At 38.4% G+C, this 19,520-nt stretch carries 25 protein-coding genes and 1 riboswitch; of the genes, 24 read left to right on the forward strand and 1 reads right to left on the reverse strand.

Features of this window, described 5'->3' with window-relative positions; translation table 11 throughout:
* Positions 1-28 precede the first annotated feature (28 nt).
* The 19 genes from JEM45_RS09595 to fabZ all read left to right on the forward strand — a co-directional run bounded on the left by JEM45_RS09595 (position 29) and on the right by fabZ (position 13,711).
* Entirely contained in the window at positions 29-328 is a 300-nt protein-coding gene (locus tag JEM45_RS09595; RefSeq protein WP_235678861.1) for an arsenate reductase/protein-tyrosine-phosphatase family protein, read from the forward strand.
* A 111-nt stretch (positions 329-439) separates the two neighbouring features.
* Positions 440-868 carry a ribose 5-phosphate isomerase B gene (rpiB, locus tag JEM45_RS09600; protein ID WP_026866009.1) on the forward strand — a complete coding sequence of 143 codons (429 nt, stop codon included), beginning with the start codon at positions 440-442 and terminating at the stop codon, positions 866-868.
* The gene (locus JEM45_RS09605; RefSeq protein WP_026866008.1) at positions 837-1,385 is read left to right on the forward strand and encodes a TIGR01440 family protein; all 549 of its coding nucleotides are present in this window, start codon (positions 837-839) and stop codon (positions 1,383-1,385) included. The genes rpiB and JEM45_RS09605 overlap by 32 nt, the downstream gene beginning before the upstream one ends.
* Positions 1,386-1,401: 16 nt before the next feature.
* Entirely contained in the window at positions 1,402-2,637 is a 1,236-nt protein-coding gene (gene glyA, locus JEM45_RS09610; RefSeq protein WP_026866007.1) for a serine hydroxymethyltransferase, read from the forward strand.
* Between the two features lie 62 nt (positions 2,638-2,699).
* Positions 2,700-3,329, forward strand: coding sequence for a uracil phosphoribosyltransferase (gene upp / locus JEM45_RS09615; RefSeq protein ID WP_026866006.1), 630 nt, complete (start codon positions 2,700-2,702; stop codon positions 3,327-3,329).
* Positions 3,330-3,348: 19 nt separating this feature from the next.
* Entirely contained in the window at positions 3,349-4,488 is a 1,140-nt protein-coding gene (gene wecB / locus JEM45_RS09620) for a non-hydrolyzing UDP-N-acetylglucosamine 2-epimerase (protein WP_166626937.1), read from the forward strand.
* A gap of 118 nt (positions 4,489-4,606) precedes the next feature.
* A complete protein-coding gene (locus JEM45_RS09625; RefSeq protein WP_026866004.1) occupies positions 4,607-4,975 on the forward strand; it encodes an ATP synthase subunit I in 369 nt (122 codons plus the stop codon).
* Positions 4,976-4,979: 4 nt separating this feature from the next.
* Positions 4,980-5,714 carry a F0F1 ATP synthase subunit A gene (atpB, locus tag JEM45_RS09630; RefSeq protein ID WP_026866003.1) on the forward strand — a complete coding sequence of 245 codons (735 nt, stop codon included), beginning with the start codon at positions 4,980-4,982 and terminating at the stop codon, positions 5,712-5,714.
* A gap of 46 nt (positions 5,715-5,760) precedes the next feature.
* Entirely contained in the window at positions 5,761-5,976 is a 216-nt protein-coding gene (gene atpE, locus JEM45_RS09635) for a F0F1 ATP synthase subunit C (RefSeq protein ID WP_026859255.1), read from the forward strand.
* Positions 5,977-6,075: 99 nt separating this feature from the next.
* The gene (locus JEM45_RS09640; protein WP_026866002.1) at positions 6,076-6,594 is read left to right on the forward strand and encodes a F0F1 ATP synthase subunit B; all 519 of its coding nucleotides are present in this window, start codon (positions 6,076-6,078) and stop codon (positions 6,592-6,594) included.
* Entirely contained in the window at positions 6,594-7,136 is a 543-nt protein-coding gene (locus tag JEM45_RS09645; protein ID WP_198687389.1) for a F0F1 ATP synthase subunit delta, read from the forward strand. Before JEM45_RS09640 ends, JEM45_RS09645 begins: the two co-directional genes overlap by 1 nt.
* A 15-nt stretch (positions 7,137-7,151) precedes the next feature.
* The gene (gene atpA, locus JEM45_RS09650) at positions 7,152-8,660 is read left to right on the forward strand and encodes a F0F1 ATP synthase subunit alpha (protein ID WP_026866000.1); all 1,509 of its coding nucleotides are present in this window, start codon (positions 7,152-7,154) and stop codon (positions 8,658-8,660) included.
* A gap of 26 nt (positions 8,661-8,686) precedes the next feature.
* A complete protein-coding gene (atpG, locus tag JEM45_RS09655; RefSeq protein WP_026865999.1) occupies positions 8,687-9,562 on the forward strand; it encodes an ATP synthase F1 subunit gamma in 876 nt (291 codons plus the stop codon).
* A gap of 21 nt (positions 9,563-9,583) precedes the next feature.
* Positions 9,584-10,999 carry a F0F1 ATP synthase subunit beta gene (gene atpD / locus JEM45_RS09660; RefSeq protein ID WP_026865998.1) on the forward strand — a complete coding sequence of 472 codons (1,416 nt, stop codon included), beginning with the start codon at positions 9,584-9,586 and terminating at the stop codon, positions 10,997-10,999.
* 16 nt (positions 11,000-11,015) lie between these two features.
* A complete protein-coding gene (locus tag JEM45_RS09665) occupies positions 11,016-11,420 on the forward strand; it encodes a F0F1 ATP synthase subunit epsilon (RefSeq protein WP_026865997.1) in 405 nt (134 codons plus the stop codon).
* Between the two features lie 51 nt (positions 11,421-11,471).
* Positions 11,472-11,702 carry a DUF1146 family protein gene (locus JEM45_RS09670; RefSeq protein WP_198687390.1) on the forward strand — a complete coding sequence of 77 codons (231 nt, stop codon included), beginning with the start codon at positions 11,472-11,474 and terminating at the stop codon, positions 11,700-11,702.
* A gap of 69 nt (positions 11,703-11,771) precedes the next feature.
* The gene (gene murA / locus JEM45_RS09675; RefSeq protein WP_198687391.1) at positions 11,772-13,064 is read left to right on the forward strand and encodes a UDP-N-acetylglucosamine 1-carboxyvinyltransferase; all 1,293 of its coding nucleotides are present in this window, start codon (positions 11,772-11,774) and stop codon (positions 13,062-13,064) included.
* Positions 13,065-13,076: 12 nt separating this feature from the next.
* Positions 13,077-13,265, forward strand: coding sequence for a DNA-directed RNA polymerase subunit beta (locus JEM45_RS09680; RefSeq protein WP_026865994.1), 189 nt, complete (start codon positions 13,077-13,079; stop codon positions 13,263-13,265).
* Between the two features lie 8 nt (positions 13,266-13,273).
* On the forward strand, positions 13,274-13,711 hold the full coding sequence (fabZ, locus tag JEM45_RS09685; protein ID WP_026865993.1) for a 3-hydroxyacyl-ACP dehydratase FabZ: 438 nt from the start codon (positions 13,274-13,276) through the stop codon (positions 13,709-13,711).
* A gap of 38 nt (positions 13,712-13,749) precedes the next feature.
* On the opposite strand, the gene JEM45_RS09690 is transcribed toward fabZ, so the two are convergent.
* Positions 13,750-14,175 (reverse strand): YwpF family protein, encoded by a 426-nt coding sequence (locus JEM45_RS09690; RefSeq protein WP_166626934.1) that lies wholly within the window; start codon positions 14,173-14,175, stop codon positions 13,750-13,752.
* A 192-nt stretch (positions 14,176-14,367) separates the two neighbouring features.
* On the opposite strand from JEM45_RS09690, the gene JEM45_RS09695 reads away from it, so the two are divergent.
* From JEM45_RS09695 to thiD, 5 genes are all read left to right on the forward strand, one after another.
* The gene (locus JEM45_RS09695; RefSeq protein ID WP_051220439.1) at positions 14,368-14,910 is read left to right on the forward strand and encodes a single-stranded DNA-binding protein; all 543 of its coding nucleotides are present in this window, start codon (positions 14,368-14,370) and stop codon (positions 14,908-14,910) included.
* Positions 14,911-15,194: 284 nt separating this feature from the next.
* Positions 15,195-16,001 carry a transglycosylase family protein gene (locus JEM45_RS09700; RefSeq protein WP_198687392.1) on the forward strand — a complete coding sequence of 269 codons (807 nt, stop codon included), beginning with the start codon at positions 15,195-15,197 and terminating at the stop codon, positions 15,999-16,001.
* A gap of 81 nt (positions 16,002-16,082) precedes the next feature.
* Entirely contained in the window at positions 16,083-16,958 is an 876-nt protein-coding gene (locus JEM45_RS09705) for an ABC transporter ATP-binding protein (protein ID WP_198687393.1), read from the forward strand.
* The gene (locus tag JEM45_RS09710) at positions 16,955-18,523 is read left to right on the forward strand and encodes an ABC transporter permease (RefSeq protein WP_198687394.1); all 1,569 of its coding nucleotides are present in this window, start codon (positions 16,955-16,957) and stop codon (positions 18,521-18,523) included. Before JEM45_RS09705 ends, JEM45_RS09710 begins: the two co-directional genes overlap by 4 nt.
* Positions 18,524-18,560: 37 nt before the next feature.
* Positions 18,561-18,659, forward strand: a riboswitch (TPP riboswitch).
* Between the two features lie 66 nt (positions 18,660-18,725).
* Complete coding sequence (gene thiD, locus JEM45_RS09715; RefSeq protein ID WP_370545429.1) at positions 18,726-19,520, forward strand: bifunctional hydroxymethylpyrimidine kinase/phosphomethylpyrimidine kinase; 795 nt, start codon at positions 18,726-18,728, stop codon at positions 19,518-19,520.

Genomic DNA, 19,520 nt, shown 5'->3' on the forward strand with positions numbered 1-19,520 from the left:
TTGTAGGAGCCCGCTCTGTGAAAGCTATATGAAGACAAAGTATCCAGAAGCAAATATTTACTCAAGCGGTCTATTTGTTACGGCATATGATACGAGTGAAAACTCACAAGCAATTATAGAGAAAAACAATCTTATTTCACCAGACAAACCTACACCACTTACTGAGGATGAGTTAACAGATTCCGTACTCTTGGTAATGGGATCACACCATAAAGAAATGATTTTATCTGTAAACCCACAAGCCAATGTACATCTACTGTCAGAATATACAACAGGTGAGCAGGTTGATGTGGAAGACCCTTTTGGGGGGAACAGTCGCGCAATATGAAAAAGTTTTTGAGCAGTTGAAATCCTATCTCGATAAAATAGAGCTATAATTCAGTTAATTTTTGAAAGTATCTGTACGTACAGGTATAATGAATGACAAGGAGATGAGCTTATGAAAATAGCAATTGCATCAGACCATGGTGGTGTCAACTTAAAAAAAGTGATTGTTGAATTTTTAAATGACAGTAATCTTGACTTTACTGATTTTGGACCTGAATCGACAGACTCTGTTGATTATCCCGACTATGCCAAGCCACTGTCTGAAAAAGTGGCTAATGGTGAATTTGATAAGGGCATTTTAATTTGTGGTACAGGTATCGGTATGAGTATTACTGCCAACAAAACAAAAGGTATCCGTTGTGCTTTAGTTCACGATACTTTTTCAGCTAAGGCAACGCGTCAACACAATGATTCGAATATCTTGGCTATGGGTGAGAGGGTCATTGGTCCAGGCTTAGCTATAGACATTGTAGATACATGGCTAAATACTGAGTTCGAGGGTGGTAGACATGAAAGACGAATTTCTAAGATTGAAGCATGATTTAGAGCAACTCACTTCTGAATTAAAAGAAAATGATTTCTTTAAAAATAAAAACATCTTAGTTATTGGTTGTTCAACTTCTGAAACTGTCGGAAAAGCAATCGGTAAAGGCAGTTCTGAAGAAGCGGCAGTTGTTATTTATGAGCATCTTTCTAATCTAGCGAAAAACGAAGATCTACATTTATTATTCCAAGGGTGCGAGCATATCAACCGTGCCTTGACGACTGAAAGAGAAACTTTAGAAGCCTTACAGTTAGAAGAGGTTTCGGTTGTCCCTCACAAACATGCAGGTGGAAGTTTAAGTGAATATGCGTATCAACAACTTGACGACCCTGTTGTCGTAGAAGGTGTCGTCGCAGATTGCGGCATCGATATCGGTCAAACTATGATTGGTATGCATATGAAGAAAGTGGCCGTACCAGTGCGCACGTCAGTTAAAACGGTTGGCCAAGCAGTTGTAACAATTGCGGGTTCACGTCCGAAACTTATTGGGGGACCAAGAGCGCATTATAAATAATGAAGGGGTGTAAGTTATGTCTTACATAAGCAATCAAGATCCACAAGTACAAGAAGTGATTAATAAGGAACTGGATAGACAAAATAACAATATTGAACTCATTGCTAGTGAAAACTTTGTTTCACAGGCTGTATTGGAAGCTCAAGGGTCAATATTAACAAATAAATACGCAGAAGGTTATCCTGAAAAACGTTATTACGGTGGATGTGAACATGTTGATGTTGTTGAAAACCTTGCACGTGACCGCGTAAAAGAAATATTTGGAGCAGAACACGCTAATGTTCAACCACACTCAGGTTCTCAGGCGAATATGGCTGTTTACTTCAGTGTGTTAGAATCGGGGGATAAAATCCTTGGTATGAACTTGTCTCATGGTGGACATTTAACACACGGGTCACCAGTAAATTTCAGCGGTAAGTTATTTAATTTTGTTTCCTATGGGGTGACAAGAGACACTGAAGAAATCGATTATGATGCACTACGTGAAGTTGCTGTTAAAGAGCAACCAAAAATGATTGTTGCAGGTGGTAGTGCGTATGCAAAGACTTTGGACTTTGAGAAGTTCCGTGAGATTGCAGATGAGGTTGGTGCCTTCCTATTAGTAGATATGGCGCATATTGCTGGCTTAGTTGCAGCTGGATTACATCCGAACCCAGTTCCACATGCTCACTTTGTAACATCAACAACTCATAAAACATTGAGAGGGCCACGTGGAGGTCTTATTTTAACTACCGATGAGTATGCAAAAATAATCGATAAAACAATCTTCCCTGGTATTCAAGGTGGACCATTAATGCATGTTATTGCAGCTAAAGCTGTTGCTTTTGGTGAAGCCCTACAACCAGAATTTAAAGTATACCAGCAACAAGTGATTGATAATGCACAAGCCTTAGCGACATCACTTGAAAAGGGTGGTTTACGTATCGTATCGGGCGGGACGGATAACCACTTAGTACTCGTTGATGTAAAAGCATTTGGTCTGACTGGTAAAGCAGCTGAAGAAGCGTTAGATGAAGTCGGAATTACAGTAAACAAGAATACAATTCCATTTGACGAAGCATCACCTTTCGTTACAAGTGGTATTCGCCTGGGTACACCAGCAATGACAACAAGAGGATTCACAACAGAAGATATGACAGAAGTCGGTAATATTATAGTAGAAACTTTAACTCGCCTTAAAGACGAGGAAAGTTTTGATGGAATTCAGGATAAGGTAACAAAATTGACAGGAAAGTATCCACTATATAAATAAAGTAAGTTATAATATAAACCGGATGGTATCATCCGGTTAATTTCTGGAGTGGAGGAAGTAATATGTCTAAAGTACAAGTAATGGATCATCCGTTAATTCAACATAAGATGTCTTACATACGTGATGAGAAAACTTCGACAAAACAATTTAGAGAACTCGTAGATGAAGTGGGTATGCTAATGGCATACGAAGTTACGAGAGATTTATCTTTAGAAGATGTCACAGTAAAGACACCTGTACAAGAAACAACGGCTAAAAGATTAAGTGGTAAAAAATTGGGTCTTGTACCAATCCTAAGAGCGGGACTCGGTATGCAAGAAGGTATTTTAAAACTTATTCCATCTGCCCGTGTTGGACACATCGGTTTATACCGTGATCCAGAAACATTAGAAGCGATTGAGTACTATGCTAAATTCCCGGGTGATATTGAAGATAGAGATATTTTTGTTATCGATCCAATGTTAGCGACAGGTGCTTCTGCAGTAGAAGCGATTACTGCTATTAAAAAACATGGTGCGACTAAGATTCGTTTTATCTGTTTAATCGCAGCGCCAGAAGGCGTTGAAGTATTAAAAGAAGCGCACCCGGATGTAGACATATATATTGCTGCACTTGATGAAAAGTTAAATGAGAAGAGTTATATCGTACCAGGACTTGGCGACGCGGGAGACCGTTTATTCGGCACACGATAATTAAATCTAGGAGATTGCTATGAAAAAAATAATGACTATTTTTGGTACTAGACCTGAAGCCATTAAAATGGCGCCTCTAGTATTAGAAATGAAAAAAGATGAAAGTATTGAACCTATTGTAGTAGTCACGGCACAACATAGAGAAATGCTGGACCAAGTATTGGAAACATTTGAAATCACACCTGATTATGATTTAAATATTATGAAAGCTGGTCAGACTTTATCTGAAGTAACAGGGCGTGTTCTTAATGGTTTAGAATCAGTAATCAAAGAAGTAAAACCTGATATGATTTTAGTACACGGAGATACAACGACGACTTTTGCAGGTTCTCTTGCTGCATTCTACAACGAAGTAGACATCGGTCACGTGGAAGCAGGTTTACGTACACATAACAAATATTCACCTTTCCCTGAAGAGGCGAACCGTCAAATGACAGGTGTCTTAGCAGATTTACACTTTGCACCGACTGATGATGCCCGTCAAAATCTATTAAATGAAGCGAAAGATGCGGAACGTATTTCAGTTACAGGGAATACAGCAATCGATGCATTAAAGACTACTGTTAATGATGACTATCATTCAGAAATTATTGAAAAACATAAAGATAACAAAGTCGTATTGCTCACTGCACACCGTCGTGAAAACATTGGTACACCAATGCACAACATTTTTGGAGCGGTTAGACAACTTGTGGATGAGTTTGAAGACGTTACTGTCGTTTACCCAATGCATAAGAATCCTAAAGTGCGTGAAATTGCTGATCAATATCTAGGTGGACATGACCGAATTGAGTTGATTGAGCCATTAGATGTTTTAGATTTTCACAACTTTGCAGCGAAGAGTCATTTAATCATGACAGACTCTGGTGGGGTTCAAGAAGAAGCGCCTTCACTAGGTAAACCTGTCCTTGTTTTAAGAGATACAACTGAACGCCCTGAAGGTGTCAAAGCAGGGACTCTAAAACTTGCTGGTATTGATAAGGAAAATATCTACCAATTAGCCAAAGAGCTTTTAACTGATGAAGCGAAATATAACAACATGGCTCAAACTCAAAATCCATACGGAGATGGGCAAGCATCACGAAGAATATGTGACAATATTAAGTATTACTATGGAATACTAAAAGAAAAACCTATCAGTTTCTCTGTAAACGATTAGTAATTGTGAACAACATGTTAAGATTCTGAGATTTTGTTGACACAAAAAACACACTCCGATAAAATTATTAGAGCATGTAATTGTTTTCACAACTTTTACATTTAGTCAGGGAGTAACCATGACATCACAAATTTTTAAAAGCTATTTTCAGCTCTTTTTGAAATATTTAATAGTACTTTTTATAATCAGTACTATTGTTTATATATTTACATTTTCACCGTTTTTTCTAGGTTTATCACTTGGTATAATTGGCTCGATGTTTACATCATATAGTTGGTTTTATCATTTAAAAGTGGCACAAGAGAGCAATGGTGAAAGGGTGAAGACAGGGACTTTGACGCGCATGCTCGTCGTCATTGCACTCTGTTTAATCTGGGTAAGATTCCCCGACTATATTAATATCTTTGGTATGTTAGTCGGACTCTTACTGACTTATGCGCTGATTGTCTGGCGTGCAGTACTTGAACTTTATAAACGGAAGAGGTGAAGAAATGGAACACGGAAGTCCAACCTTGGAACTTAATTTATTTGGGATACCAATCATTTTTGAACTTGCAACTTCCTTGATGATTATCATCACATGTCTAGTCATATTTTTTACACTGTTTTTCATGACGCGAAAACTCGCGGTAAGACCTACAGGTAAAGGGCAAGTCCTTGTCGAAGCGCTGATGAACTTTGTCAAAGGAATCATCAAGAGTAACATGTCGTGGAAAGATGGTGGACAATTCCACTTTTTAGCATTAACACTGTTCTTATTTATTTTAGTCGGAAACTTAATTGGTATACCATTTACGTTTATCGCACCAGATGCAGATCACACATTGTGGGTTAAATCACCGACAGCTGATCCAGTAGTCACACTGACATTGGCAGGCTTGATGATTGTTTTGACACACTATTACGGCGTGAAGCAACAAGGTGTCGGCGGCTATTTAAAACAGTATGTTACACCGATGTGGTGGTTAGCACCAATCAAATTCATCGAAGAATTTACATATAACTTAACGTTAGGTTTACGTCTTTACGGTAACGTCTACGCTGGGGAAATCCTACTTCTGTTACTACTTAATTTAGTAGTGAGCGGTAGCGTGTTAGGTGCTTTAGGATTTATTCCGATGATGGTATGGCAAGGATTCAAAGTATTTATAGGTGCAATTCAGGCATTTATATTCGTAATGTTATCAATGGTTTATCTATCACATAAGGTGAGCGATGATCATTAATATATAATAAAAACTAATTATTTAAATTTCTAGGAGGAAATATTTTATGAATTTACTAGCAGCTGGTATTGCAGCAGGTTTAGCCGCTCTTGGCGCATCATTTGGTATCGGTATGGTTGTTTCAAAAACTGTAGAAGGTGTTGCGCGTCAACCTGAATCACGTGGTCCATTACAAACGATTATGTTCATTGGTATCGGGGTTGTTGAGGCCGTTCCAATCATGGCGATCGTTATTGCATTCTTACTTATGTTCACGTTCTAAGAGTCGTTATAAAAGGCGAAGTCTTACTTTAAAGATTTCGCCATCTTATTATGTAAATAATTACAGGTGAAAAGACTTTTTTGAAAGGAGTGTACATAGGTGGAACTATTAATTTTAGGTGCTGCTGGTGAAAGTATGGGTACTGCAGTCGGCACATCATTTGTCTTGTTAGTCAGTTTCATAGCATTACTTTTAGTGCTTTCATATTACGTTTGGAAACCAGTTAAAAAAATCATGGATGATCGCGAACAGCTAATTCATGACGATATAGATTCTGCAGAACAAAGAAAAGCTGAGGCAGAACGCTTAAAAGCAGAGAACGATGCATTGTTAAAACAAACACAAGCAGAAATTTCTGAACTGATGGAAAATGCCAAAGGTCAAGCGAAGAAAGAACAAGAAGCAATTATCACTGATGCTCAAACTCGCGCGACACAGATGATTCAAGAAGCGAAAGTTGATATTGAGCGTGAGAAAGAACAAGCAGTCAGAGATATCAATGATCAAGTAGCTGAACTATCTGTACTTATTGCAGAGAAGATGATTGTAAAAGAACTCAATGTTGAAGATCAAAAAGGCCTTGTTTCTAAGTATTTACAGGAAGCGGGCGATAAATAATGGCAAGAGCGAGTCAACAATATGCCAATGCATTATATGAAGTAGCGGTAAAAGAAGATGTTTTAGAAGAAGTTAAAAATGATTTTTTTGAAGTGACTAAAGCAATCGCTTCAGTTGAGAGCTTTAAAGAATTCATGAATAACCCTAAAGTATCTATTGAAGATAGAAAGAATGTAATCGAGACAACATTTAAAGATAGTCACAGACTGCTTTTGAACTTATTGAGGATTTTAACGGATAAGCATCGCGTCTCATTAGTAGACGAAGTTTACAGTGAATTCCTTCATCTATATGATGAACAACATAATCAGGCGCGTGTGACTGTAGAATCTGTATATAAACTTTCCACTGAAGAGCTAGATCAGCTTGGACAGATTTTTATCGATAAAACAGGCTATGAAAAACTGCTCATTACAAACAATATCAATGAGGCGCTCATTGGTGGTGTAAGAGTACTTATCGGTTCGAAAGTATACGACGGTTCAGTACAGAATCAACTTGAAGGCATCAGAAATAATTTTAAAGAACATACGAATAGCTAAAGGAGTGACATTTTCATGGCAATCAAAGCTGACGAAATAAGTGCTCTCTTAAGAAGTCAAATTGAAAACTATGACAAGGACATGCAAGTCACAGACACTGGTACTGTAATCCAGGTTGGTGATGGTATTGCACTTGCTCACGGTTTAAACGATGCGATGGCTGGAGAGTTAATTGAGTTTCCTAGTGGAGTATTAGGACTTGCTCAAAACCTTGAAGAAGATAATGTTGGTATAGTAATTCTTGGGCCAAGTGACGACATTAAAGAAGGCGATGAAGTTAAACGTACAGGACGTATTATGGAAGTACCTGTTGGTGAAGAACTTATTGGCCGTGTTGTAAACCCACTTGGTCAACCAATAGATGGTAAAGGGCCAATCAACACAAGTAAAACGAGACCTATTGAAAGCCCAGCAACAGGGGTTATGGATCGTAAAAGTGTTGATGAGCCACTACAAACAGGTATTAAAGCAATCGATGCGCTAGTACCAATTGGTCGTGGACAACGTGAATTAATTATCGGTGACCGTCAAACTGGTAAAACGACTGTCGCGATTGATACAATCTTAAACCAAAAAGATCAAGACATGATTTGTGTATATGTTGCGATTGGACAAAAAGAATCTACAGTACGTTCAACAGTAGAAACGCTACGTAAAAACGGTGCGCTTGACTACACAATTGTTGTAACTGCAGGTGCTGCAGATCCAGCGCCATTACTATACATCTCACCATATGCTGGTGTATCAATGGCAGAAGAATTCATGTTCAATGGTAAACACGTTCTAATCGTATATGATGACTTAACTAAACAAGCAGCTGCTTACCGTGAGTTATCTTTACTATTACGTCGTCCGCCAGGTCGTGAAGCTTTCCCAGGTGACGTATTCTACCTACACAGTCGTCTTTTAGAACGCGCAGCGAAATTAAATGACGATTTAGGTGGCGGTTCGATTACAGCACTACCATTCATCGAAACACAAGCTGGCGATATCAGTGCCTTCGTTCCAACAAACGTTATCTCAATCACTGATGGACAGATCTTCTTACAGAGTGATCTATTCCACTCAGGTGTACGTCCAGCAATCAACGCCGGATTATCAGTATCACGTGTTGGTGGTTCTGCACAAATTAAAGCAATGAAAAAAGTTGCCGGTACATTACGTCTAGACTTAGCGTCTTACCGTGAACTTGAGGCTTTTGCTCAGTTCGGTTCAGACTTAGATGAAGCAACTAAAGCGAAACTTGACCGTGGTGCACGTACTGTTGAAGTACTTAAACAACCGGAAAACGCACCGTTAAAAGTTGAAAAACAAGTTGCAATTTTATTTGCACTCGTTAATGGTTATTTAGATGATGTACCTGTTGAAGATGTGACTCGTTTTGAAGCTGAATTCCTAAGCTGGATGGATGCAAATCAACCGGAACTATTGAAGCAAATCGCTGATACTAAACAGTTACCAGACGGAAATGCATTTGACGAAGCAATCAACAGCTTTAAAAAGCTCTTTAACCCTTCTAACTAATTAAGTAAGACTAAGGTGGTGAATTCATGGCTTCATTAAGAGAAATTAAAGGCCGGATTGGCTCAACGAAAAAGATGAGTCAATTAACAGGCGCAATGCACATGGTAGCAAACTCTAAACTTAGTAGGGCGGAGCAAAATGCGAAACAGTTCCAACCCTATATGGATAAAATCCAAGAAACTGTAAGAGGAATTGCTGCTAGCGATAATGAAAGCTCACACCCTATGTTAGAAGAGAGACCAATTAAGAGAACGGGTTACATCATTATTTCAAGTGATACCGGTAAAGCAGGGGCTTACAATAGTAATGTTGTCAAAGCAATTTCACAAGAAGTTGCCAAGAAACACGACAATAATCCGGATTCATATGATCTATTCGTCCTCGGTAAAATTGGCTATGAGACTTTAATAGGGCGTGGTTTTGATATAACGAACTATCGACTTGGCCTACCGGATCAGCCTGATTTCGCAAGCGTTAAAGAAATTGCGAGCCAATCGGTAAACGAATTCGTTAATGAAGATATTGACGAATTGTACATTGTGTATAATAAATTCGTAAACGTCTTACAACAAGATATTACTGTAAGAAAGCTGCTTCCACTAACAGAGCGCGATATTCAAACTGAAAGTGAAGAATCAGCACTTGCAAGTTACGAATTTGAACCAGATAAAGAATCAATTCTTGAAACAATTTTACCTCAGTATGCTGAGAGCTTAATATATGGTGCTTTACTTGATGCGAAAGCGAGTGAGCATGCAGCCCGTATGACAGCAATGAAAGCAGCAACTGACAACGCCAAGGAACTTATTGGCGATCTTACACTGCAGTATAACCGCTTAAGACAAGCTGCGATTACCCAGGAAATTACGGAAATCGTTGGCGGTGCTTCTGCATTAGAATAAAAGAGATTAGGAGGAAATTAAATGGCTTTAGGTCAAGTAGTCCAAATTATGGGGCCAGTTGTTGATGTAAGATTCAACGAAGGCGAACTACCTGAAATTAATAATGCGCTTACTGTAAAAATTGACATTGCCGGTTCAGAACCAATCTCACTGACTTTAGAAGTTGCGCTTCACCGCGGTGATAACATTGTTAGAACGATTGCGATGAGTTCAACAGATGGCTTACGTCGTGGTGCTGAAGTTGTTAATACTGGTGCGCCAATTTCTGTACCAGTTGGCGAAAACACACTAGGTCGTGTATTCAACATCCTTGGTGAAAATATTGATTTAGGTGAACCAATCCCAGCCAGTGAGCGTCGTGACCCAATTCATAGATTAGCACCTAAATTCGATGAATTATCTACTTCAACTGAGATTCTTGAGACTGGAATTAAAGTAGTAGACTTACTTGCCCCTTATACCAAAGGTGGTAAAGTTGGGTTGTTCGGTGGTGCCGGTGTAGGTAAAACCGTTCTTATTCAAGAACTAATCAATAACGTTGCCCAAGAGCACGGTGGTATTTCTGTATTCGCCGGAGTTGGTGAACGTACACGTGAAGGTAATGACCTTTACTACGAAATGAAAGATTCAGGTGTAATCGAGAAGACTGCAATGGTCTTCGGTCAAATGAATGAACCACCTGGTGCGCGTATGCGTGTTGCACTTTCAGGATTAACAATGGCAGAATACTTCCGTGATGAACAAGGTCAGGACGTATTGCTATTTATCGATAACATTTTCCGCTTTACACAAGCTGGTTCAGAGGTGTCTGCACTTCTTGGACGTATGCCTTCAGCGGTTGGTTATCAACCTACACTTGCAACTGAAATGGGTCAGTTACAAGAACGTATTACATCAACAAATGTTGGTTCAGTAACGTCAATTCAAGCGGTATTCGTACCTGCCGATGACTATACTGACCCCGCACCAGCACAAACATTTGCTCACCTTGATGCAACAACAAACTTAGAGCGTAAACTTTCTGAAATGGGTATTTACCCAGCAGTGGATCCACTTGCTTCAACATCACGTGCGCTTTCTCCTAACATTGTTGGAGAAGAGCACTACAATGTAGCTAGGGGCGTTCAAGAGACACTTCAGAAATACAGTGAGTTGCAAGATATCATTGCAATCCTTGGTATGGATGAGTTATCTGATGAAGACAAAAATACAGTCGCACGTGCGCGTCGTATTCAGTTCTTCTTAAGTCAGAATTTCCACGTTGCTGAACAGTTTACAGGGCAAAAAGGTTCATATGTACCAGTTAAACAAACTGTACAGGATTTCAAAGAGATTTTAGAAGGAAAATACGACCACGTTCCGGAAGATGCATTCCGTCTCGTAGGCGGCATCGAAGATGTTCTTGAAAAAGCACGTCAACAAGGTGCGGAAGTCTAAAACGGGAGGGTAAATCATGGCAACAATTGCACTGGATGTAGTTACTCCTAATGGTTCTGTCTTTCATGAAGAAGACTGCGAGATTGTGGTTCTTCAAACTGTACAGGGCGAACTTGGTGTGATGGCAGGACACATTCCTACAGTTACACCACTTAAAATAGGTGTCCTTCGCGTTAAGATTGATGGAAAGTTTGAGTACTTAGCGGTTACTGAAGGCTTTGCTGAAATCAAACCAGAACAAGTCACAGTACTTGTTCAAGCTGGCGAATTCTCTGCTGAAATTGATACAGAGCGTGCTGAGGCAGCGAAAAAAAGAGCAGAAGAACTCTTAAATCGTGCCCAGGACGAGCGCGTTGATAAGTACCGCGCAGAACTTGCACTTCACCGTGCAGTAAATCGCCTAGAGGTTTCAAAATATTAAACTAAAAGACTGGATAATCCAGTCTTTTTTTCATTTAAAGGAGATTAAACTATGGGTTATTCTGAACTTGCATTTATGCATATAATTCTTCACTTCCTGTGTATAATACTCGCATTTTGGGTATTAAAAGGAGTGAGGCTTGAAGTACTCTTCAAGCAAGGAGAAGTCGCTCGTGGACGAATGTTAATGATCTTGCTCAGTGTATTGATTGGAACAGCGCTAAGTAACTTTATAATGGACGTATTCAGATATACTCAAGAGGCGGCTATTATGTTTAGCTAATCGCTTTACAAAGGCAGTGTTAACAACGTATTATTGACATGAGTGGTAGAGAATTTATGGAGTGAGAAGATGGAAAAGATTATAGTTAAAGGTGGTAACAAGCTATCTGGTTCCGTTGAAATAGAAGGGGCTAAAAACGCAGTACTACCGATTTTGGCAGCATCTCTATTAGCATCAGAGGGACAGTCAATTATTAAAAACGTACCAGAATTATCAGATGTAGATACATTAACTAACTTAAATAAAATTTTAGGCGCAAAAGTAGAACGAGGTAAAAATCAAGTTACAATTGACGCTTCAGGTGAACTTACCTGCATCGCACCATATGAACTTGTCAGTAAAATGCGCGCAAGTATGCTCGTAATGGGACCATTACTGAGCCGTTATGGCTATTGTAATATCGCGATGCCAGGTGGTTGCGTAATTGGTTCAAGACCGATTGAACAACATATTAAAGGTCTAGAAAAGATGGGTGCGTCTTTCCAACAGACTGCTGGTTACATCGAAGGTAAAATTGATGGTCGTCTACAAGGAACAAAAATTCACATGGACTTCCCAAGTGTTGGGGCGACTCAGAACTTAATGATGGCTGCGAGTTTAGCAGAAGGCGTTACTCATTTAGAGAATGCTGCAATGGAGCCTGAAATTGTAGATTTAGCAAATTACATTAATGTAATGGGTGGTCATGTCACTGGTGCAGGAACTGGACACATTAAAATTGTAGGTGTTGAATCCTTGAAAGGGACTGAGCATTCAGTTATTCCTGACCGTATAGAAGCTGGTACTTTTATGATTGCTGGTGCCATTACTAGAAGTGAAATTACCTTAAAGAATGTAGTCATTGAACACTTATCTGCAGTCGTTTCAAAACTAGAGGAAATCGGCATTACATTCGTTGAAGAAGGCAATGATGTTCGCCTTATTCCAGCTGACACATATAAAAATGTAGATATTAAAACGATGCCACATCCTGGTTTCCCAACAGACATGCAAAGTCAGATGATGGCTTTATTAACGACGATTGAAGGTACGAGTATCGTCACAGAAACAATATTTGAGAATCGTTTCATGCACGTTAGAGAATTCTCCGCAATGAATGCTGACATTACGTTAGAAGATAACCACGCAGTGATTCGTGGTGGTGGTCAGTTATTTGGCGCTCAAGTAAAAGCGACTGATTTACGTGCGGGTGCTGCTTTAGTACTTGCAGGACTTGCTGCAAAAGACTATACTGTCGTATCGGAACTTCAACATTTAGATCGTGGTTACGTCCGTTTCCATGAAAAACTTAAAGCACTAGGTGCGGATATCGAACGTACAGATGATAGTACTTCTATAGAGCATTTGGTGACATCAAAGTAGAGGGGTAATACTATGGCAGAACAAGAACAAAAAATCGTTCACCGTAGATTCCCATTGTTAGTTAGAATTTTACTGTTTCTATATGTTGCTATTGTGCTTATCTTTTTAGGCCTAATGATTGGCTATGGCATATTAGATAATCCGTTTGGTGTATTTAGAATAGAAACATGGGAACATATCATTAACTTGACTAGGGGTTGACGACAGCAATGCTGACATATGATCAAATTAAAGCGATTTTACCTCACAGACCACCATTTTTACTTATTGATAGAGTAACGGAAGTTGATCCTGGTGTAAGCTGTAGAGGAATTAAACAAGTATCAGGTAATGAAGCATTCTTTGAAGGTCATTTTCCTGAATATGCAGTAATGCCTGGTGTGTTAATTGTTGAGGCATTAGCACAGGTTGGTGGCGTTGCACTGTTACAACAAGAGGAATATAAAGGGAAACTGGCTTTTTTTGCTGGTATAGATAAGTGCCGTTTTAAAAAACAAGTCACACCAGGTGACACACTTGACCTATACGTAGAAATTACGAAGATTCGTGGTCCAATTGGTAAAGGAACTGCTGTTGCCAAAGTAGACGGTGAAATTGCTTGCCAATGTGAGATTACATTTGCGATATCAGATGTTAAAAGTGAATAGAAAAATGCGTATGACTTAATGCTGTCATACGCATTTTTTTATTCCTCTTCTTTCTCAAAATCTTCTTTTGATTCCATACGAACATTGAATTCGTTAATGAGAGACTCACCTTCATACCCTTTTTCAACAAGGTAGGCAAGTAGGTTCTCAGCATAGTTTGGACCATGAGTGACTATCGCCCCTTTAAAAATAACTGAGGTTTTATCTTCCTTATCATGAATATCCATTAAAGTAGCTGAAAATTTTGCTGGTGTGTTGGTCGGTCTAGTAATTGTCACCATCATATCAAGTTGTTGATCTTTTAATTTGGTGAGCACTGATGATAGATGACTGGAGGTCACAATCTCAATAATCCATGGTTCCTCGCCTTCTTCTAAGTTAATGATGACACCATCTAGTACTTCTGGAACGATAAAATTCTGTTCTTGAATAATTTTTAGATCAATCACCTTAAATGATTTCATTTTGATTACCCCTTCATAAAATACAAATTATCTTTTTTCGTATGCTAAAATTTACTATTTTTGAATTCTTGCTATATTTTAAGTGGTCTTTTGTCATTATTGTATATTATTCTAAGCGGAAATGAAATTATTGCTTTTTGCAGAATATTTCATCCTCACTTACATTGGTAACAGGAAGGGTGGTGAAATAAGATGATGAACAAAGTATTGCTTGTCGGTGAACTTATTAGCAACAACGTCATTGCGAAAAATGCCCAAGGTAGTGTCAATGCATTTATTATTGCTACAGTTCGTGTGCCGAAAGATAGTCGTCGTGAAAAAGAAGTACATTTTCTTTACTGTAAAGCCTTTGGAAAGAGTGTACCAAAAGTATTAGAAATGACAAATATAGGTGACATATTATGTGTCAGTGGACAGTTAGCAACCACTACAACTACAAGTGATGATGGTACTAGAGAGTACCGCATGGAAATTTGGGTAGAGAGTGTTAAACAAGTGCCTGAAAAGATTCAAAATCGTACAGATATTTCTAATCCATCTCGGTTGATTGAACAAGCAGTCAATCACTACAACATCCAAGACGCACTCGGTGAACAGTACGTACATACTATAACTGAGTCAAAACAAGCCGCAAATACTGATAGAGAAAAGCAAATTGAAGTGATTCAAAGCATAGTTGAAGAAGCAGAAATTAAAACAGAAGAAAGTAAAGACAAAGAGAAAGTACTCGCTTAATTATACCCCACTTATAATGCACCAATTCATCTCACTCACAAAGCATATCTAATGAGCTGCTGCGGCTCATAGATATGCTTATTTTTATGATATAAAATATTCAGATTAATGAAATCTAATTGTATTAAACTGAACTTTTTGTAATATGATTGTAAAGAAACGATTAAATTTTTAAATTGCTGTAACCTATGTAATGACTTTTTTCCCTATAATAAATATCGTTAATGAAAAAGAGCGGCCAGTATTGGTAAAAATGAATTAAACATTATGGAGGAAATATTCTTATGAAAAAGGTTTTAGCATTTGGAGCAGTTGCAGCAGTTTCAACTACTATTGCATATTCGGCAGAAGCGGCGTCACACACAGTAGAATCAGGTGACTCATTATGGGTACTAGCAGAAGAGAACAATGTAACAGTTGAATCACTTAAAAAAGATAACAACTTAACTTCAGATATTATCGTTCCTGGTCAAGTATTAGAAATTGATGGAGATATAAAAACTGAAGCTAAAGAAGAAACATCTGACAAAGACAATAAAGAAGTAAAAGATAAATATGTAATTGAAGCAGGTGACACACTTTTTGATATCGCTGTAGAATTCGATGTCTCTGTAGCTGAACTTAAAGAATGGAACAACCTATCATCAGATATTATTTTTGTAGGTAAAGAATTAGTTGTTTCCGCTGATGCAGCACCAGATGCAGCAACTCCAGTTGCTGAACCAGCAACTGAGGTGGAAGAAGTTGAAGAAACAACAACTAATGCGCCAGCTGAAGAGGTTCAAGAAGAAGAAGTTCAACAACAAGTACAACAACAACAGCAGCCACAACAACAAGCACAAAGTACAAATACAAATAGCGGCTTAAACTGGGGTGCTTTAGCAGCTTGTGAATCTGGCGGAAACGCGAGTGTCGTAAGTGCTAATGGTCTATATCACGGCCTATACCAGTTTGATGCTCAAACTTGGCAGTCAGTAGGTGGTTCAGGTGTTGCTTCACAAGCATCTGCTGCTGAACAAACACAAAGAGCACAAATGCTATATGATCAAAGAGGATCATCACCTTGGCCTGTATGTGGTTCAAGACTATAAGATAAAATCAACATCGGCACTCCTATAGTGTCGATGTTTTTTTGTGGTAAAATTAAGCCAATAGATTAAGGAGGGTTCAGTATGCTTGAACTGGTGAATTTATCTAAACATTTTGGCAAGGTTAAAGCAGTCAAAGACGTATCGTTCACTCTATATCCTGGAGAAGTTTTTGGTTTTATCGGACCGAATGGAGCGGGGAAATCGACGACAATTCGTATGATTATTGGTGCTTTGGAACCAACGAAAGGTGATATTCTTTTCAATGATAAAAATATTAAGGAAAATAAAAACTATATTGAAAAGATTGCATACGTTCCTGGGGATGTCAATCTGTGGGGAAACTTAACAGGTGGTGAGGTCATCGACTTCATGATGGCTGCTAAAGGCTATCATAACGATGACAGAAAAGCGGCATTAATTGAACGTTTTAGATTAGATATACATAAAAAATGTAAGACGTATTCCAAGGGAAATAAACAAAAGGTTGCATTAATTAGTGCTTTTCTCAGTGATGCAGATGTATTTATCTTTGATGAACCAACTACTGGTCTTGACCCATTAATGGAGCGAGTGTTTCATGAAGAAATCATCAACTTAAAAAATAATAACAAGGCCGTCTTATTATCGAGCCATATTCTTTCTGAGGTTGAAAAGCTTGCGAATCGTATTGCTATAATCAGAGACGGTAAAATCATAGAAGCTGGTACTATGAATGATCTTAGGCACATTACTCGAGTAGAATATATCATCGAAACTGATGATAATATTGATGCGTTAAAACATCAAAAATTTATTCATGATTTTTCATCTGACAGTGATGGTTACCATATGTTCATCGATAATAATGATATTCCTCAGTTTTTAAGATATTTGAAGATCTATAATCTCAAATCATTAAAAACAACACCACCAAAACTTGAGGATATCTTCATGAGATATTACGAGGATGCAAAATGACATATTTTAGATTGATCGGACGTAATGTGCGTTTTCAGGTCTTCTTATGGCTTCTGATTTTATGTGGTATCTCACTGTCGATACCCAGTGTATTTAACACACTATATGGGACTGAAGAAGAACGCTTAGGTATGAAAATGACCGTTGATAACCCTGCAATGGTGGCCTTAATTGGACCGATTCCAGAGGGGGATTACACATCACCGGTAATGTTTGCGCACCAAATGTTGTTAATTATGGCAATCTTCCATGGTCTGTTTAATATTTTAATCGCAAACGGAATTGGGAGAAAAGCAGAGGAAGAAGGTTTAACGGAATATATTCTAACGACAGGTACGAAGAAATCGACGATCATCAGTTCACAAATCATGTTAGGTATCATAATCAATATACTTGTCTGTTTTATCCTAGTTGTCGGATTACAACTTATCAATGTTGAAGGATTAAGCTTACCTGGAAACTTATATTACGCACTAGGTCTGAGCTTATTTGGACTCTCATTCTTTGTACTGACGCTTTCTTTCGGACAATTATTCCAAAGTGCAGATCTAACATTTGGTCTGACACTCACCGTTCTCCTTGCTTTATACCTGTACAGAGCAATGACGGATGTGGTGGATACAAGATTTTCTGTATTCTCTCCTTATCACTGGTTGTCTCGTATAGAAGCCTATGGTATAGAATCATCTGGACTATGGCTCATGCCATTCTCAATCGTCATTCTATTAGTGGCCTTAAGTTACGTATTGTTTTACAAGCGTGATTTAGGAAGCGGTTATTTTAATATCGATAAAAAACCGAAGGAAAGAAAAATCTCAAGCTACTTTAGATTAGCCTTCATCAATAGTAAGGTCTTGATGATGTCATGGATGGTGGGTCTCTTTATAGTTGGTTTATCTTACGGTTCTATTTTTGGAGATCTTGATCAAGTCATCGGTCAAAATGATATGCTTAAAGCCGCATTTGAAGGTCAAGATGGCACCATGTTTTTTATAAATTTACTATTTATAATCTCTGCACTAATTGCGACGGTACCTGCCTTAATGGTGAATGGTAGATTTTTAATAGAAGAAAAATCAGGACGTTTAGAGATGATGAACGCGGCGACGTTAAATAATAGAATTTCACTTACAACGGCATATTTAATACACTGGTTTTACGCGAACTTAGTGGGTATACTGAGTTATTTACTGACCTTAGTTGGAATGTATTTAGCTAGTATTAATGTGACAGGACTAGAGCTCACAGAAGTCGATTACATTAAAGGACTTATTAATTACAGTGCTGCAATGGTATTTATTATAGGAGTCTCTTCATTACTCATTGGTATATATGCTAGACTTCATATATTTGTCTGGATATATCTGGCATATATATTCTTGGTTAATTATTTAGGAAGTTTGATTGACTTAAATGAAAACTTCTTAAAACTGAGTCCATTTTATTACTTGAGCGATGTTCCTATAGAAGGTTTAGATGAGTTAGCAGTTGTAATTGTTACAAGTCTAGGTATTGTGATGATGCTTATCGGTTTAATATGTATAAGGAAACGGAATCTTCTTTGACACTAAAGTACAATGTGATACAATACATTTAAATAACATTTACCACTAGGGGCGCCAATTGGCTGAGATAGTGAAAACTTGTCCCTTTTTACCTGATCCAGGTTATGCTGGCGGAGGGAAGTGCGAATAAAATGAATACAGCATTCGTTTTGATAAGCCCACTTCTTTTCAGGAAGTGGGCTTATTTTTTAGGAGGAATCTAATAATGACTTTACCAACTGCGTTAACAATAGCTGGAACTGATCCAACAGGTGGGGCAGGTGTCCCTGCTGATATCAAGGCATTCTCATCAAGAGATGTATACGGCATGGCTGTTATCACCTCACTTGTTGCACAAAATACATTAGGCGTTCAGGATGTCTATAACGTACCGATAGATTTTATCGAAAAGGAACTTAAGAGTGTTTTTGATGATCAAGTGCCAAAAGCAATGAAAACGGGCATGATTGCTGAAGCCGATATGATGACCTTAATTGCAAAATACATAAGAGAATATGATATTCCTTATGTCATGGATCCTGTGATGATTGCAACAAGTGGGGACCGTTTGATGACCGCAGCATCGATGGATACGCTCATCAATACACTCATTCCGCTCGCTGATATTGTGACACCAAATCTACATGAGGCAGAGGCAATTACAGGACAGAAGATAGAAAACACATCAGATATAGAACATGCTTTAAAATTCATCGTTGATGAAATGGGGGCCAAAAGTGTCATTATTAAAGGTGGTCACTTAGACGGCGATGCGACAGACTATATGTATGATGGGGAGCGTATTACGACACTATCCAGTGAAAGAATCGACACAGATCAAACACATGGTACAGGATGTACATTTTCAGCGGTACTTACTGCAGAGCTCGCTAAGGGTAATACTAAGGAAGATGCGTTTAAAACAGCGAAGGCGTATATAACAGATGCTATTAAACATGCACCTGGTATCGGGCAAGGTAGTGGGCCGGTAAATCATTTTTCATATAAAGGAGAATAA

The organism is Jeotgalicoccus sp. ATCC 8456, assembly GCF_016313225.1.
Lineage (GTDB): Bacteria > Bacillota > Bacilli > Staphylococcales > Salinicoccaceae > Jeotgalicoccus > Jeotgalicoccus marinus.